At 42.6% G+C, this 14,469-nt stretch carries 16 protein-coding genes and 1 riboswitch; of the genes, 11 read left to right on the top strand and 5 right to left on the bottom strand.

The window, feature by feature from the left end:
* Positions 1 to 2: 2 nt before the first annotated feature.
* From motB to clpE, 3 genes are all read right to left on the bottom strand, one after another.
* Positions 3 to 791, bottom strand: coding sequence for a flagellar motor protein MotB (gene motB / locus GXP75_RS02560; RefSeq protein WP_003327312.1), 789 nt, complete (start codon positions 789 to 791; stop codon positions 3 to 5).
* A complete protein-coding gene (gene motA / locus GXP75_RS02555; RefSeq protein WP_061571397.1) occupies positions 763 to 1,578 on the bottom strand; it encodes a flagellar motor stator protein MotA in 816 nt (271 codons plus the stop codon). The genes motB and motA overlap by 29 nt, the downstream gene beginning before the upstream one ends.
* 305 nt (positions 1,579 to 1,883) lie before the next feature.
* The gene (clpE, locus tag GXP75_RS02550) at positions 1,884 to 3,986 is read right to left on the bottom strand and encodes an ATP-dependent protease ATP-binding subunit ClpE (RefSeq protein ID WP_242556058.1); all 2,103 of its coding nucleotides are present in this window, start codon (positions 3,984 to 3,986) and stop codon (positions 1,884 to 1,886) included.
* A 396-nt stretch (positions 3,987 to 4,382) separates the two neighbouring features.
* On the opposite strand from clpE, the gene GXP75_RS02545 reads away from it, so the two are divergent.
* From GXP75_RS02545 to GXP75_RS02510, 8 genes are all read left to right on the top strand, one after another.
* The gene (locus GXP75_RS02545) at positions 4,383 to 5,417 is read left to right on the top strand and encodes a YkvI family membrane protein (RefSeq protein ID WP_003327308.1); all 1,035 of its coding nucleotides are present in this window, start codon (positions 4,383 to 4,385) and stop codon (positions 5,415 to 5,417) included.
* 112 nt (positions 5,418 to 5,529) lie between these two features.
* Entirely contained in the window at positions 5,530 to 6,663 is a 1,134-nt protein-coding gene (locus tag GXP75_RS02540; RefSeq protein ID WP_242556057.1) for a hypothetical protein, read from the top strand.
* A 100-nt stretch (positions 6,664 to 6,763) separates the two neighbouring features.
* A riboswitch (PreQ1 riboswitch) is annotated at positions 6,764 to 6,808 on the top strand.
* 123 nt (positions 6,809 to 6,931) lie between these two features.
* Complete coding sequence (queC, locus tag GXP75_RS02535; RefSeq protein WP_061571400.1) at positions 6,932 to 7,591, top strand: 7-cyano-7-deazaguanine synthase QueC; 660 nt, start codon at positions 6,932 to 6,934, stop codon at positions 7,589 to 7,591.
* Positions 7,592 to 8,032 (top strand): 6-carboxytetrahydropterin synthase QueD, encoded by a 441-nt coding sequence (queD, locus tag GXP75_RS02530; protein WP_061571401.1) that lies wholly within the window; start codon positions 7,592 to 7,594, stop codon positions 8,030 to 8,032.
* Complete coding sequence (gene queE / locus GXP75_RS02525; protein ID WP_061571402.1) at positions 8,025 to 8,756, top strand: 7-carboxy-7-deazaguanine synthase QueE; 732 nt, start codon at positions 8,025 to 8,027, stop codon at positions 8,754 to 8,756. Before queD ends, queE begins: the two co-directional genes overlap by 8 nt.
* A gap of 17 nt (positions 8,757 to 8,773) precedes the next feature.
* Positions 8,774 to 9,271, top strand: a complete 498-nt coding sequence (queF, locus tag GXP75_RS02520; protein WP_003218613.1) for a preQ(1) synthase — start codon at positions 8,774 to 8,776, stop codon at positions 9,269 to 9,271.
* Between the two features lie 342 nt (positions 9,272 to 9,613).
* On the top strand, positions 9,614 to 10,462 hold the full coding sequence (locus tag GXP75_RS02515) for an STAS domain-containing protein (RefSeq protein ID WP_061571403.1): 849 nt from the start codon (positions 9,614 to 9,616) through the stop codon (positions 10,460 to 10,462).
* Between the two features lie 93 nt (positions 10,463 to 10,555).
* Complete coding sequence (locus tag GXP75_RS02510) at positions 10,556 to 10,882, top strand: DUF3219 family protein (protein ID WP_242556276.1); 327 nt, start codon at positions 10,556 to 10,558, stop codon at positions 10,880 to 10,882.
* Positions 10,883 to 10,934: 52 nt separating this feature from the next.
* On the opposite strand, the gene GXP75_RS02505 is transcribed toward GXP75_RS02510, so the two are convergent.
* Together GXP75_RS02505 and GXP75_RS02500 are read right to left on the bottom strand one after the other, a co-directional pair.
* Positions 10,935 to 11,360, bottom strand: a complete 426-nt coding sequence (locus tag GXP75_RS02505) for a GNAT family N-acetyltransferase (RefSeq protein ID WP_242556056.1) — start codon at positions 11,358 to 11,360, stop codon at positions 10,935 to 10,937.
* Positions 11,361 to 11,495: 135 nt separating this feature from the next.
* Entirely contained in the window at positions 11,496 to 11,681 is a 186-nt protein-coding gene (locus GXP75_RS02500; RefSeq protein WP_010788441.1) for a YkvS family protein, read from the bottom strand.
* 165 nt (positions 11,682 to 11,846) lie between these two features.
* Here GXP75_RS02500 and GXP75_RS02495 point away from each other — a divergent pair, with 165 nt between their 5' ends.
* The 3 genes from GXP75_RS02495 (at position 11,847) to ykvU (ending at position 14,418) form a co-directional block, all read left to right on the top strand.
* Positions 11,847 to 12,041, top strand: coding sequence for a hypothetical protein (locus tag GXP75_RS02495; protein ID WP_061571827.1), 195 nt, complete (start codon positions 11,847 to 11,849; stop codon positions 12,039 to 12,041).
* A 273-nt stretch (positions 12,042 to 12,314) separates the two neighbouring features.
* Complete coding sequence (locus GXP75_RS02490) at positions 12,315 to 12,959, top strand: cell wall hydrolase (protein WP_214914939.1); 645 nt, start codon at positions 12,315 to 12,317, stop codon at positions 12,957 to 12,959.
* A 118-nt stretch (positions 12,960 to 13,077) separates the two neighbouring features.
* Positions 13,078 to 14,418, top strand: a complete 1,341-nt coding sequence (gene ykvU, locus GXP75_RS02485) for a sporulation protein YkvU (RefSeq protein WP_003327296.1) — start codon at positions 13,078 to 13,080, stop codon at positions 14,416 to 14,418.
* Positions 14,419 to 14,469 lie beyond the last annotated feature (51 nt).

Raw genomic sequence — 14,469 nt, 5'->3', positions numbered from 1 at the left:
TCCTATTCTTCGTTATTTGAGACAGTGGCTCCTCTTGGCAGAATTAAAACTTCTACACGTCTGTTTTTGCTTCTGCCTTCCGCTGTATCGTTGGTTGCGACCGGCTTATATTCACCAAAGCCTTTTGCGCTGAAGACTTTTGCATCGAGCTTTGGATTTTCAATGAGAAGGCCCATAAAGTTGACCGCTCTCATGACGCTTAAGTGCCAGTTGGATTGAAACTGTGAATTTTTAATCGGCATATTATCCGTATGTCCGCTGATGATGATATTCCTTGGAGGATTCAGCACCAGAAGATCCGAGATTTCCTCTGCGAGGGGGATGTCTTGCTCCCGGATTGTAGCTTTTCCCGAATCAAAAAAGATGCTGTCTTTAATCGTAATTAAAAGGCCTTCATCTGTCAGCTTTGTCTCAAGCTGATTTTCCAGCTTTTTATCTTTTATAAATTGCTTCACCTGTTTTTCAACATTTTCGAGCTCTTCTTGGTCAGCCGTCTTATCTGCTGCTTCTTGTTTTTCTTTCTTCTTTTTCTTCTCATCTTCCAGCTGGTCAATTCCTTGCTGTTCACTTTCAGGCGGTGTGACGCTTGAATAATCCATCACGCCTGTACCGCCGGTAAAAACTTCATTGAAAGATTTAGAAAGCATTTTGAATTTGGCCGCATCGACTGAGCTGCTTGCAAACAGCACAATAAATAATGCTAAGAGAAGTGTGAGGATGTCGGCATACGGCACCAGCCAGGACTCATCAACATGCTCGTCCTCATGCTTCTTCTTCTTTTTTCTCGCCATTTTCTGCCTCTCCTTCTTGTGCCGTGAATTTCGCACGATCTTTTGCAGGAAGATACATTAAAAGCTTTTGCTCAATAACTTTCGGTGCCTGCCCCTCTAATACCGAGAGTACGCCTTCAATCATGATTTCACGGAGTTTCACTTCTTGTTTTGATTTCCGTTTTAATTTATTGGCGAAGGGATGCCATAACACATAGCCTGTAAATATTCCGAGCAGGGTCGCGACGAATGCGGCGCTTATGGCATGCCCTAGTTCATCTGTGTTGTCCATATGGGAAAGAGCTGCGATGAGCCCGACAACTGCACCGAGAACGCCGAGTGTCGGTGCATATGTACCGGCTTGGGTAAAAATGCTTGCGCCGGTTTGATGCCTTTCTTCCATGGCTTCGACTTCCTCTGTCATAATATCTCTGATAAATTCAGCGCTTTGCCCATCTACTGCCATGCTCAGACCGTTCTTTAAAAAAGCGTCATCAACTCCTTCAATACTGGCTTCTAAAGCAAGAAGGCCCTCACGTCTTGCAATCTGCGCCCATTCAGAAAACATGGGGATCAGCTGCTCAACGGTAAGCTGTTTGTTTTCCTTAAAAAGTACACGGAATAGCGTTGGAACCTTTTTGATTTCTCTGGAAGGGAACGCGATGACAACCGCAGAGATGGTTCCGAAAATAATAATTAAAATAGCCGCGGGGTTGGCTAAGGCGCTTAAACTGACACCTTTCATGACCATGCCCACACTCAATGCGACAAAAGCGAGAATGATTCCGATAATCGATGTTTTATCCATAATATTCACCAAATCCTTTATACTAGCTTGTCTATGGTTAATATCGGTACGGGTGCTTGGAACTTTAGGGAGATTGAGAAATTGTTCATGATTTATTCATGAACGCGGCTTCATCACGAAAAAAGCGGGTTTTTCCATAACGAAAAGCCCTCAGTCTTTCTTCATATAATAGTAAATAAACATTGTTCATCATATATAAACCTGAAAGTGTAAAGGAGGGAGGCAGGGGGCTATAAATTCTGTCAGGGCGAGGGAGTTGAGTTTGCAAAAAAAGAACGGTTTCCGTTAATGGAAACCGTTCTTTTTTATTTCGCTTGTACTTTAATGCTGTTATCTTCCACGATTACGTTAAAACCTTTAATGTGGGAATCTTCCAGCAGAAGATCTGTCATTTCATCCTCAATCGATTCTTGAATGGTTCTTCTGAGTGGACGCGCTCCGAATGCAGGATGGTAGCCAAGCTCTGCAATTTTTTCTTTTGCTTCATTTGTGACGTGTAAGTCGATTTCGCGTTCTGCCAATGTTTCTTCAAGCTCGCTTAGAAGCAGAGTGACGATTTTGACCAGATGCTCTTTTTGGAGAGCATGGAATTCGATAATGCTGTCGAAGCGGTTTAAAAATTCAGGTTTGAAAAACATGCTGAGTGAATCAATCAGTGTCTGTTCTTTAATGGCCGATTCTTCTGATTGAAAACCGACTTTTACCTGTTTTTCGCCAGTTCCAGCATTGCTTGTCATAATAATGACGGTGTCTTTAAAGCTCACTGTTCTGCCTTGGCTGTCGGTTAAGCGCCCGTCCTCCATGATTTGCAGGAACATATGCTGTACGTCCGGATGAGCCTTTTCAATCTCGTCCAGCAAAACGATGCTGTATGGATTGCGGCGCACTTTTTCAGTTAATTGACCAGCTTCATCATGTCCGACGTATCCTGGCGGTGAACCGATGATTTTAGATACAGCGTGTTTTTCCATATACTCACTCATATCGAGACGGATAATGGAGTCTTTCGTACCGAATAACTCATCTGCAAGTGTTTTAGAAAGCTCGGTTTTTCCTACGCCTGTCGGGCCTACAAAGAGGAACGTTCCGACAGGTCTGTTTTTTGACTTCAGTCCGGCGCGGCTTCTTCTTACCGCTTTTGCCACTTTTTGAACGGCCGCTTCCTGTCCGATGACACGTTCGTGAAGTTTTGCTTCAAGTTCTTTCATTTTTGTTTGTTCATCAGATTGCAGTTTTCCGACTGGAATGCCTGTTTTTTGTTCTACGATGTCTTGAATATGCTCAGCGTTCACTGAAATAGCGGAACGGGCAGACGATGTTTTGAGTTTTTCCTCAAGTGCCTCTTCTTCGTCGCGAAGCTTTGCAGCCTGTTCGTAGTTTTCTTCTTCAAGCGCTTTTGCTTTCTCTGCCTCGATAGCAGTCAGCCGTGCAGCTGCATCTTCGTGATTCACCTCATCAATTAGAAGATTTGCCTTTGATCCGGCTTCGTCTAACAAGTCAATGGCTTTATCCGGCAGATGGCGGTCCTGAATATAGCGGGACGATAAAGCGACACAAGCTTTGATCGCTTCATCACTGAATGTGACGCCGTGATATGCTTCATATTTATCTTTAATTCCTTTTAGGATGCTGATCGCCTGATCAATGGAAGGCTCCTGCACCATAACAGGCTGAAAACGTCTTTCCAGCGCCGCATCTTTTTCTATTTGACGGTACTCTTTTAATGTTGTTGCTCCGATGACTTGCAGCTCGCCTCTGGCAAGAGCCGGTTTCAATATATTGCCGGCATCCATTGATCCTTCGGCAGAGCCTGCACCGACGAGAAGATGGATTTCATCGATGAAAAGAATAACATTTTTACGCTCTTTCAGTTCGGTGATCAGCTGTTTCATTCTTTCTTCAAATTGCCCTCTGATACCGGTATTGGCGACAAGCGAGGCAACATCAAGCAAATATAGCTCTTTGTTTTTCAATTTATTCGGAACATCGCCTTCTGCGATTTTGAGAGCGAGCCCTTCTGCAATCGCCGTTTTACCTACACCGGGTTCCCCGATGAGAACCGGATTATTTTTATTTCGGCGGTTTAATATTTCAATCACCCGCGCCACTTCATCATCGCGGCCGATTACAGGGTCAATGAGTCCCGCTTTCGCACCGTTTGTGACATTTTGGGCCAGTTCATCAAGCAATCCTTTTTTCTGGCCTGATTGTTGTGCGGCTTGATCTTTTTGTTGAAAGAAACCTTGTTCAAATGGGAAGCCGAAAGATTGCGGCCCCATGCTCATAGATGGTTTACGGGTTAATTCTGTATAACAAGTTTCACATAAAACCAGTTGTTTTTGAACGGAATTGATCTGCATGTTAAGGCGAATCGTCGCCTCGTTTTTCTGACAGTGTTGACAACGCATTTGCCAAAACCTCCTTAGAAAGTTTGATTATCTTTGACCAAACGAATGAGAAAAAAAGGTCTGTTATTTGACCAACTTTGACTAATAGTATACTCTGACCTTTTTTGACTTTCAAGCTTTTTGCTTCAATCCAAATGTCAGCCGTTTTAGCCAAGATAAACAAGAAGTAGAGTTTGACTATTTTTGACCAAAGAGATGAAGAAAAAAGGTCTATTGTTTGACCATCTTTGATTATTAGTATACTCGGACGTTTTTCGTCTTTCAAGCTTTTTGCTTACTAGTGATTTCAGCTGGTTTATACAGTAAAACATCATTTTTTCTTCTTTTCAAGGAACTTGTCTCATAGGGTATAAAGAATGATGCGGAATAAATTTGTGGTTGGTGCGGAGGGAAGCGATGGGACAATCAAAAGGATCTGCATGTCAACTTGCATTTGTATATGTAGGGACGGTAGTGGGCGCGGGTTTTGCCACCGGAAGGGAAATTGTTGAGTTCTTTTTGAAATTTGGCTGGCCCGGTCTGTTCGGAATCTTAGTAAGCGGGGGAATGTTTACGTTTTTAGGTGCCAAGATGATGATTATTTCTAAACGGATCAATGCGAAGTCTTATCAAGAAATGAACATTTATTTGTTCGGCGCCCAGGCCGGACGAGTTATCAATGTGTTTATGCTATTTGTGCTGCTTGGCGTCACTTCTGTCATGCTGTCTGGGGCCGGGGCGATTTTTGAGGAACAGCTTGGCATGTCCACCCAGGTAGGCATGCTGATCACAATCGGATTAAGCCTGTTTGTCATGACAACGGGAGTTAAAGGAATATTCGGTGTTAATGTGTTTGTTGTCCCGCTGCTGATTTTATTTTCCATGATTGTCGTGGCCGACTCTTTTATTTTTAGTGAGACGAGGAGCGCTGTTGAATGGGTATGGCCGCACAAATGGGACTGGCTTTTGTCCGCAGTGTCTTACGGCGCCTTAAACCTGTCGCTGGCACAGGCTGTTCTTGTCCCGCTGGCTAATGAGATTCCCTCCGAGCGGGTGATCAAAAAAGGGGCTTTGCTTGGCGGGGTCATGCTGACAATGGTGCTTGCGGCAAGCTTTTTGTCTCTCTCAGTTCTGCCGGATGTTTTATTATACGATATCCCAATGGCTCAAGTGGTTTTCTTAGTTGCCCGTTCAGTACACATCATCTATTTGTTTATTATTTTTGGCGAAGTTTTCACTTCGGTTATTGGAAATTTGTATGGACTGGAAAAGCAAATGAAGAGCTTTCTTCATATAAAAAGCAAATATATATTTGCCGGTATTATGCTTACGGCTTACTTGACCAGTCAAATTGGTTACGGAAAACTGATATCAACGATTTACCCGCTATTCGGTTATGTGAGCCTTGCATTTATCGGAGCCCTTGTGTATAAAAAAATTCCTCAAAAATAAGCCTGTTGCTCGATATTAAATCTTACTTTTTTATAAATTTTCCTTTCTTTTCCTCAATGTGAGTAAAATATCACGTATAATGAGCTGGAAAGTTATGAAAGGAGTTTTTAATATGAAAGAGCGCCGTTTTCTTTTTGGGCTGTTTTTGATCTTTATCGGAATTATTTTCTTCATGCAAATGACGGGTTTCATCCATTTATCCGCTTCCTCGATATGGCCTGTAATTTTTATTATTCTTGCCGTCGGTTTTCACGCTGGTTTTGTGTTTACCGGAAAACGACCGGATAAAGCAGGTTTGCTTGTCCCTGGCGGCATTACCTTTGTGCTCGGCTGTTTATTTTTTTTCGAAACGTCAACAGGTTGGGCGTATTCCGGCATGACTTGGCCTGTATACCTACTCGCACCGGCATTGGGGTTATTTGAACTGTGGCTGTTCGGCGGAAAACAAGCGCAGCTTTTGATACCGGCCGGCATACTCACCTTCATTGGAGCTGTCAGCTTCGGCGGCGTGTTTTTTACAAGTGTTTGGCCTGCCGGTCTGTTCATCATATCAATTGCGCTTCATGCCAGTGCATTTCGGCATGGAAAACGAAGAGTAGGGCTTTTGTTACCCGGCGGCATTTTGCTCGTATTGAGCTGTTTGTTTGTATTTGAAACGTCTGTGAACTGGGCCTATTCAGAAATCACATGGCCGGCTTACATTTTTGCCGCAGCTTTTGGATTGTTTGAATTATGGCTGTTTGGCGGAAGGAAAAAAGGCTTGTTGATTTCAATCGGCATCATTTTGCTTATTGGTATTTCCAGTGTACTAAGCTATTATAATGAAAAAGCGTATGAAGAGATGTGGCCGGCTGTGCTGATTGTCATCTCTATTGTATTTCATGCGGCGGTCTTCAGCTCAAAACACATCAAGGAAAAAGCGGGCATGCTTGTGCCCGGCGGCATTCTGCTCGTATCGGGCTGCTTGTTTTTCTTTGAAACATCGACTGATTGGGCTTATGCAGGTGTAACCTGGCCCGTCTATTTATTAGCCGTTGCATTAGGCCTGTTTGAGCTATGGCTGTTTGGCGGCAGGAGGAATGAACTTTTCATCCCGATCACCATCCTTGTTCTAACTGCTCTTTGCTTTATTGTTACATATCAATGGGCTTTATCAATGTCCGCGTATTGGCCGGCGCTTTTTGTGCTTTTTGGTCTCATGATTATGTTTTTCCCTTTTAAGAATAGAAAAGAAGTGAAAAAATAAGACAGGCTTCTCTTAAGCTGTCTTTTTTTATTGTCAATAAAAACATCATTATGGTAAGATAGCATAAGTGTGAAAAAATTGAAGAAAATCCGTACATCATGCGGGAGAGGTTCTAGCTACACCCTCTATAAAAAACTAAGGACGAACTGTATCCTTGGATACGGTCTTTTTTATGTTTTTTAGGGCGCCTTTCCATAGAAAAGGTGCTTTTTTATTGGAAACCGTGTTGTCTCTCGCTCAGATTTATTTGCGGAGAAGGAGAGGAATTATGAAAAAAGAAAAAGCAATCGTTGTGTTTAGCGGAGGACAAGACAGCACCACATGCTTACTGTGGGCTTTAAAGGAATTTGAAGAAGTAGAAACCGTGACGTTTCATTATAATCAGCGGCATCAGCAGGAAATTGACGTGGCGAAAGCTATTGCAGAAGAGCTTGGTGTAAAAAATCATCTGCTTGATATGTCTTTGTTAAATCAGCTTGCACCGAACGCCTTGACAAGAGATGACATCGAGATTGAAGCCAAGGACGGCGAGCTTCCATCGACGTTTGTTCCGGGGCGCAACCTTGTATTTTTATCTTTCGCCTCCATACTCGCGTACCAAATCGGAGCGCGCCATATTATTACAGGCGTTTGTGAAACAGACTTCAGCGGATATCCTGATTGCCGCGATGAATTCGTAAAATCATGCAATGTCACAGTCAACTTGGCGATGGAGAAACCGTTTGTCATTCATACACCGCTGATGTGGCTGAATAAAGCGGAAACTTGGAAGCTTGCCGATGAGCTTGGCGCGCTTGATTTTGTAAAAAACAATACGCTGACTTGCTACAACGGCATTATTGCGGACGGCTGCGGCGAATGTCCGGCATGTTTGCTTCGCAATAAAGGTTATGAAGAATATATGGAAATGAAAGGGGAGCGGAAGTAATTGATTTCTCAAATTTATCCACAGGCCCAGCACCCTTATTCATTTGAACTGAATAAAGACATGCATATTTCTGCGGCGCATTTTATCCCAAGAGAAAGTGCGGGCGCATGCAGCAGAGTTCATGGGCATACGTATACCGTTAATATTACCGTAGCCGGGGATGAACTGGACGATTCAGGTTTTCTCGTTAATTTCAGTGTGCTGAAAAAATTGGTTCACGGCTCATATGATCATACGTTATTAAATGATCATGATGAATTTTCAAACGATGATCCGTATTCTCTGCCGACTACAGAAGTAGTGGCTAAAACGATTTATGATAAGGTTCAATCCTATTTAGAAACACTTGAAAATAAACCGGCCTGCGTCCAGGTGTTTGTCAGAGAAACACCGACAAGCTACTGTGTCTACCGTCCGAAAAAGGGTGGTTTGAATGGCTAAAGGAATTCCTGTTTTAGAAATTTTCGGCCCGACGATACAAGGGGAAGGCATGGTCATCGGACAGAAAACCATGTTTGTCCGCACCGCCGGCTGTGACTATTCATGCAGCTGGTGTGACTCGGCCTTCACGTGGGACGGATCAGCGAAAAAAGATATACGCTGGATGGCAGCGGACGATATTTATTCTGAACTAAAGGAAATTGGGGGAGACGCCTTTTCCCACGTTACCATTTCCGGCGGAAACCCTGCCTTGTTAAAGCAGCTTGACACGTTTATCACGCTTTTAAAGGAACAAAACATACGCACGGCTCTGGAAACGCAAGGAACGGTCTATCAGGAGTGGTTCACTCTGATTGATGACCTGACGATTTCTCCAAAACCGCCGAGTTCAGGAATGACGACTGATTTTAAGAAGCTTGATCATATCCTGACATCGTTAACAGCCGAAAATAGGCTCCATGCGGTCAGTCTGAAGGTTGTCATATTTAATGACGGAGATCTTGAATACGCAAAAACCGTTCATAAGCGCTATCCTGACATTCCGCTTTATTTACAAGTAGGAAATGATAATGTGCACACAACAGACGATCAATCATTGATCGCTCATTTGCTTGGAAAATACGAAAAACTCGTTGATAAGGTAGCCGCGGATGCGGAGTTGAACCTTGTCAGAGTCCTTCCGCAGCTGCACACCCTGTTATGGGGAAACAAACGCGGAGTTTAATAGAAAGGAAGAGGAATATGACGACAAGAAAAGAATCAGAATTAGAAGGTGTCACACTGCTTGGAAACCAAGGAACAAACTATTTATTCGAATACGCGCCAGATGTGCTGGAGTCCTTCCCGAATAAGCACGTCAATCGTGATTATTTTGTCAAATTCAACTGTCCTGAATTTACATCACTATGCCCGAAAACAGGCCAGCCAGATTTTGCAACGATTTATATCAGCTACATTCCTGATGAAAAAATGGTTGAAAGCAAATCATTAAAACTGTACCTGTTCAGCTTCAGAAACCATGGAGACTTCCACGAAGACTGCATGAACATCATTATGAATGATTTGATTGAATTAATGGACCCGCGCTACATTGAAGTTTGGGGGAAATTCACTCCAAGAGGCGGAATTTCCATTGATCCGTATACCAACTATGGGAAGCCGGGAACGAAGTATGAGAAGATGGCCGAGTACCGGATGATGAATCATGACTTATATCCGGAGACGATTGATAATCGTTGATTGAAGCATATGTGATTCGGAGTATAAATGTAGGGATCTTATTTTGACAGCCCTCTTGCGGCCAAAATAATGAATAGTGAGACCGCAACCTCGTCTTTTTAGGCGGGGTTTTTATGTGTATTGAATTTCAACTGAAACCATCGAACCTGAGTAAAAAAAAGACGAGTGAATTTGGGGAATTCAGCTCGTCGAGACGGGTGCTGGATGGCAGCTCGTCTGTTTCATTATAAAGTATCGAACGTATGTTTGTAAAGTGTTTGGAAAATCTTTATGTATTGTAGTTGTAATTGCCGGCAGATATATTATATTTAACATAGGCAAATAAGAGAGGATTTGAATCGAATGAAGGACGAATTGAAATATATAGGTGAAAAAATCGTGCAATATGAAAAAGCCTTGGCTCAGAATGTTGCTGATATCGAGATAAACAGTTTAGGGCGCAGGTTAGAAGAGGACAGACAAGCGTCCCCTGGGATTACATATAGAGAACAATTAATCACTTATTTAGGCCAGGCATTGTATCAGGATATGCAGGAAGTCACAGAAAGAATTTTGGAATGGAGTAAACAGGCTGGGGAAATGTTCATACGGCTTAATGTATCATTGAGTGAATCATTAAGAGCAATCTCTTTTTACCGAACCGTTATTTGGAATGTATTCACGGAAGAATTAGAACAAAGGAAGTTTGCTGCCATCACGATGCTTGACGTATCTAAAATGCTGGACCCGTTATTTGATAAGGTCAGTAGCATTATCGGGGAAGTATATGAGCAGCATAACAATAGATTAATGAAAATTGCTTACACTGCGCTTGAAGAATTATCTGTAACAGTGGTGCCGGTTGCCGAAACAATAGCGGTCATTCCTTTAGTCGGGGCAATTGATACACACCGCGCAAAATTAATCATGGACATTTCATTGAATGAGGGGGCACGCCTGAAGCTGAAACATATTATTTTAGACGTATCCGGCGTGCCGCTTATTGATACGATGGTAGCCGATCAAATTTTTCATATTGTGAATGCTTTAAGATTAACGGGAATAAAAGCAATGATTACAGGAATCCACCCGGAAATCGCCCAGACGATTGTAAGTCTTGGCTTAGATTTTGGAGATATCAAAACTCGCGCAACGCTGCAGCAGGCGCTGAAAGAATTAGGTTTCACACAAGATAAGATGCAGAAAGGGTGAACCGCCGTCTGTCTGTTTGCATCATGCTGATCAATTGTTAACGGGAAGTGTGTGTGTTAAGATGCCCTTTACAAGACGGGAGGGATGACGATGGTGACCACATTGCTGTTAAACAGTGTGCCGCTTGAGGTCTTTCAATATCAGGAAGTAAAAGCATCCGGGCGAAAGAGACGTAACATTTCATTTGTCTTAAAGGTCACGAGCGAAGCGTATCATGATATCGCTGTTCTATTATATGAACAGACGTTTAAGGTAGAGGTCCCGAAGCAAGAGGTGCTCTTTTGGGGAACGATCACAAATTACTCGACGTCCATGACTAACCTTTATCATGCAGACAAGGTCAGTGATTTTTTTGTCGAGATCACGGAACTGGCAGAAGCAGAAATGGAAAACGCCGCTCTGTTAAGTCTTTCCCCATAAAATATTCATCCGCATATTCGCCGGAAATCATCAGTGATTTTTTTCTCGTGCCTTATATTATAAACCCGTGCTTTTTGTAAAGGTTTACCGCTCGTTTGTTATGTGTCATAACCGTCAGCTCCAGCTTTTTCAATTGTTTTTGTCCTGCAAAGGCAATTGCTTGCTGAAGAAGTTTTGAACCTGTGCCTTGTCCGCTGTCATTTTTTAAAACGCCGATGACAATGCGGGCGACGTGTTTTTGCCTGTTGGCCGCAGAACCGATTATAAGAACAAACCCGGTTAGCTTCTCGCCGTATACGGAAATAAATAGAGCGGAAGTTTCTTTTTTTCTGATAGATTCAATAAATGCTTTTTGCTGAAGAGAAGTTGTTGTCCGCTCATTTGGTTCGTACAGCATAAAATCCGTTTCTTGATCAAGCTGCTTAAACAGCGCAAGCAGTGACTCTGCATCTGAGGGAAGAACAGGTCGAATAACCAAAGCTGTCAGCCTCCAAAGGGAAAGTTTAAAAAGCTGCCGGCCAGGCAGCTTTTTTGGGAAAGCTATGATATATGTAAGGTGTTATTTGGTTCGTCGTGCAGTTTCAGTTGATTTGCAGTAAAGAAAAAGGAGAAGTTAATAGGAGTCTCTGAGAATCTTATAGTTTTTGTGATTGACGACTGTGAGTGAATCTAATTCCAAATCCCGATAGTTATCCATAATGGTAACATCTACGATAACAGAATTTTCATTTACCTTTTCGACGACACCGGTTAATCCATTTTTAAATTCAATGACATTTCCAACCTTTGCGATTTTCACTAGCTTCCTCTCCCTTTAACATAATAATTCCTATTGAAAGTATTTTGCAATATTTTCTTTAAGAAGTAAAGCAATATGGGGTTTTATCTCCCGTGACAATTGTTCTCTCAGCGCAAAGATGGTATATTGATTTTCGTTAAACAGATCGAAAAGGGGGAATTTCGGTTGATGCCCGAAGATATGACAGACCAGATTAACCTGCTGCGCACCGGCGATATTCAGGAGCTCAGAGTGCAGAAGGAGCATTTTTTAGCATTCAGGGCGATTTTATCTCAACAGGAAGATTTTAAACATTTTCGGGGGATCGCCCAACAAGGCGGAGATGTGGTATTTCAATATTTACAAGAGCCGAGAAGTTAAAGGGTTTCTCAATTTTTGAGAAGCCTTTTTAGATTTTACGGCATTGTAATAATTGTAACTAAAATGTAAATTTCTAAAAATGGATGATAAAAGAATTTATTGGGTTTATTTATGTGAATATAAGCAGTTTTCTTGGTAAAAAGCAGTTTGTCATATAGTATATTCCATCCTGATTGCTGTTTGGGAGAGTTGGAAAATCTTTATCCGTGAATTTGATTTCAACTCTTGTTAAGGTAGTGGAGTGTTTTTTGAGCACTTTAAGGAGGAAACTGTATGACAACAAAATTTGCTGCCTTGGCTGTTTTTCTTCTATGTTTTATGCCTGCAACTAAAATTGAGCATGCACAAGCTTCACTTATGCTGACAAAGAAGACGAAGCCTGAAGCCAAGCAATTGCTTACACATATAAATAACGATGAAGAAGAATCTTTCCCGTCACTGTCTGCTGATAAGGATAAGAAAAAAGTAAAGCCGATCAAGCTATCAGCACGCACTGAGAAGAAAGATAAACCAAATTCAATCGAGACATCATCTCATCCTAAAGAGAAAGCAGAAAGAAAATACTCCCAGTCAGAAAAAGAACTGCTTTCCCGCCTTGTTCATGCTGAGGCGAAAGGTGAATCCTACAAAGGCAAGGTCGCTGTGGCCAGCGTAGTGCTGAACCGGACGGAGGAGCGCGGCTTCCCTGACACGATAAGAGGCGTCATTTATCAAAAAAACGCTTTTGAACCGGTGGCAAACGGAAGCATCAATCAAAAGCCTGACAAAGATTCAATTGAAGCAGCGGAAGAGGTATTGTCAGATAAGAACAGAGAAACAGAAGCCATCTTCTTTTATAATCCAAAGACGGCATCAGACAATTGGATTCGTTCAAGAAAAGTAATTGAAAGAATCGGCAAGCACGTTTTTGCCATGTAAGCATAGAGGAGGCTTTTTGTCTCAGCTATGCTTTTTTTATATGGTTACATAAAAATGAAAATAATTTTAGGACTTGTCTCATATGATGTTGTTAGAACGAGAGACAAGGAGAGACACCATGAATCGATTTGTAAAAGGGATCATTCTTTTATCTATTGCCGCTTTTTTCGCTGAATGCCTTGAATTCGTCGTGAATATGATTTTGGCGCGGGAACTGGGCGAGCATGGAATGGGGCTTTATATGAGTATATTGCCTACGATTTTTTTAGTCATTGTCATCGCGAGTCTGGAGCTGCCGATCTCCATTTCTAAATTCATTGCAGAATCGAATCCGAAGCTTCATGAAAGTATGCTGAGGCACGCGTTTAGAATGACAGCGGTATTTACCGCCTTTTCCACCACCGCTGCAAGCATTGCGCTTCCGTTTATTCCGGTGTTTAACACGTATCATCCGTTTATTAAGGGAATTGTCATTGGCCTGATCCCTGTTGTCGCCTTTACCTCGATCGCCAGAGGGTATTTTATGGGTGTGCAAAAAATGGGCAAAATCGCTGCTGCAAATGTAATGAAAAAAATTATTCAGCTGCTGTGTTTGTTTATCTTTTTTCAATGGTATTCCTTTGAAATCGATACGGCGGTGCTCATTTCTTTGTTTGTCCTTGTTGCGAGTGATGTCGTCGTGTTTGTGTACTTATATACACAATTTATTCTTGCGCGGCGGGCGCTTTCCGGACAGCAGCATATCCATCTTCGGGGAAAGGATGTCAGAAAAAGACTGCTTGCCGTCTCGATTCCGACGACAGGATTAAGGATTTTTCACGCTGTGACAAATGCCATTGAACCCTTTTTGGTAAAAGGAGCGCTTTTAGCCGCAGGCGTTGCGGGTACAACGGCGATAGACCAATATGGCATGCTTGCCGGAGTTGCCGTGACAATTGGCTCGTTTCCGGCTTTTATCGGCCATTCCTTAATGGTTGTGATGATCCCGAGTATTTCAGAAGCCTATGCGCTGTCTCAATATGACATTGTCTTAAAACGGCTGAAGCAGTCGATTTTCATTACGCTCGGCTACGGTATTCCGGCTGTCTGGGTGATGTTTCAGTTTGCCGGGCCGCTCACCCATCTTTTTTTTCATTCACCAGAGGCGCAATACTATTTACAGCTGCTGTGGCCGTATTTCCTCTTTCATTTGTTTGTCATGCCGCTGCAAGCCTGCTTAATCGGCATGGGATTTGTAAAGGAGGCCTTTTACCATAACGTATGGAGCCACATTGTCGGGCTTAGCATGATGTATGTGCTCGGCTCCATGGAGAATCTGCAAATGCTCGGAATCATTCTCGGGATGAATACAGGAATGATCTTGGTGACAAGCCTTCACTATACGACGATTTGCAAAGGGCTCGGTGTATCTATTTTTCTTACGGGAGGAAACAGATCCCCGCGAATTGAAAGCCGCTGACCATCATACATTCGCAAAAGCAGGGTAAGCTATTCAAAAGCATGAAAGGAA

The sequence above is a fragment of the Bacillus sp. HU-1818 genome, assembly GCF_022695965.1.
Lineage (GTDB): Bacteria > Bacillota > Bacilli > Bacillales > Bacillaceae > Bacillus > Bacillus atrophaeus.
The sequence above is the reverse complement of the archived record's forward strand: the minus strand, read 5'-3'. Positions and strand labels throughout refer to the sequence as shown.

Coding starts and splice junctions, on each gene's coding strand:
- motB (WP_003327312.1), bottom strand. CDS start 791: ATGGCGAGAAAAAAGAAGAAGAAGCATGAGGACGAGCATGTTGATGAG.
- motA (WP_061571397.1), bottom strand. CDS start 1,578: ATGGATAAAACATCGATTATCGGAATCATTCTCGCTTTTGTCGCATTG.
- clpE (WP_242556058.1), bottom strand. CDS start 3,986: ATGCGTTGTCAACACTGTCAGAAAAACGAGGCGACGATTCGCCTTAAC.
- GXP75_RS02545 (WP_003327308.1), top strand. CDS start 4,383: ATGGGACAATCAAAAGGATCTGCATGTCAACTTGCATTTGTATATGTA.
- GXP75_RS02540 (WP_242556057.1), top strand. CDS start 5,530: ATGAAAGAGCGCCGTTTTCTTTTTGGGCTGTTTTTGATCTTTATCGGA.
- queC (WP_061571400.1), top strand. CDS start 6,932: ATGAAAAAAGAAAAAGCAATCGTTGTGTTTAGCGGAGGACAAGACAGC.
- queE (WP_061571402.1), top strand. CDS start 8,025: ATGGCTAAAGGAATTCCTGTTTTAGAAATTTTCGGCCCGACGATACAA.
- queF (WP_003218613.1), top strand. CDS start 8,774: ATGACGACAAGAAAAGAATCAGAATTAGAAGGTGTCACACTGCTTGGA.
- GXP75_RS02515 (WP_061571403.1), top strand. CDS start 9,614: ATGAAGGACGAATTGAAATATATAGGTGAAAAAATCGTGCAATATGAA.
- GXP75_RS02490 (WP_214914939.1), top strand. CDS start 12,315: ATGACAACAAAATTTGCTGCCTTGGCTGTTTTTCTTCTATGTTTTATG.
- ykvU (WP_003327296.1), top strand. CDS start 13,078: ATGAATCGATTTGTAAAAGGGATCATTCTTTTATCTATTGCCGCTTTT.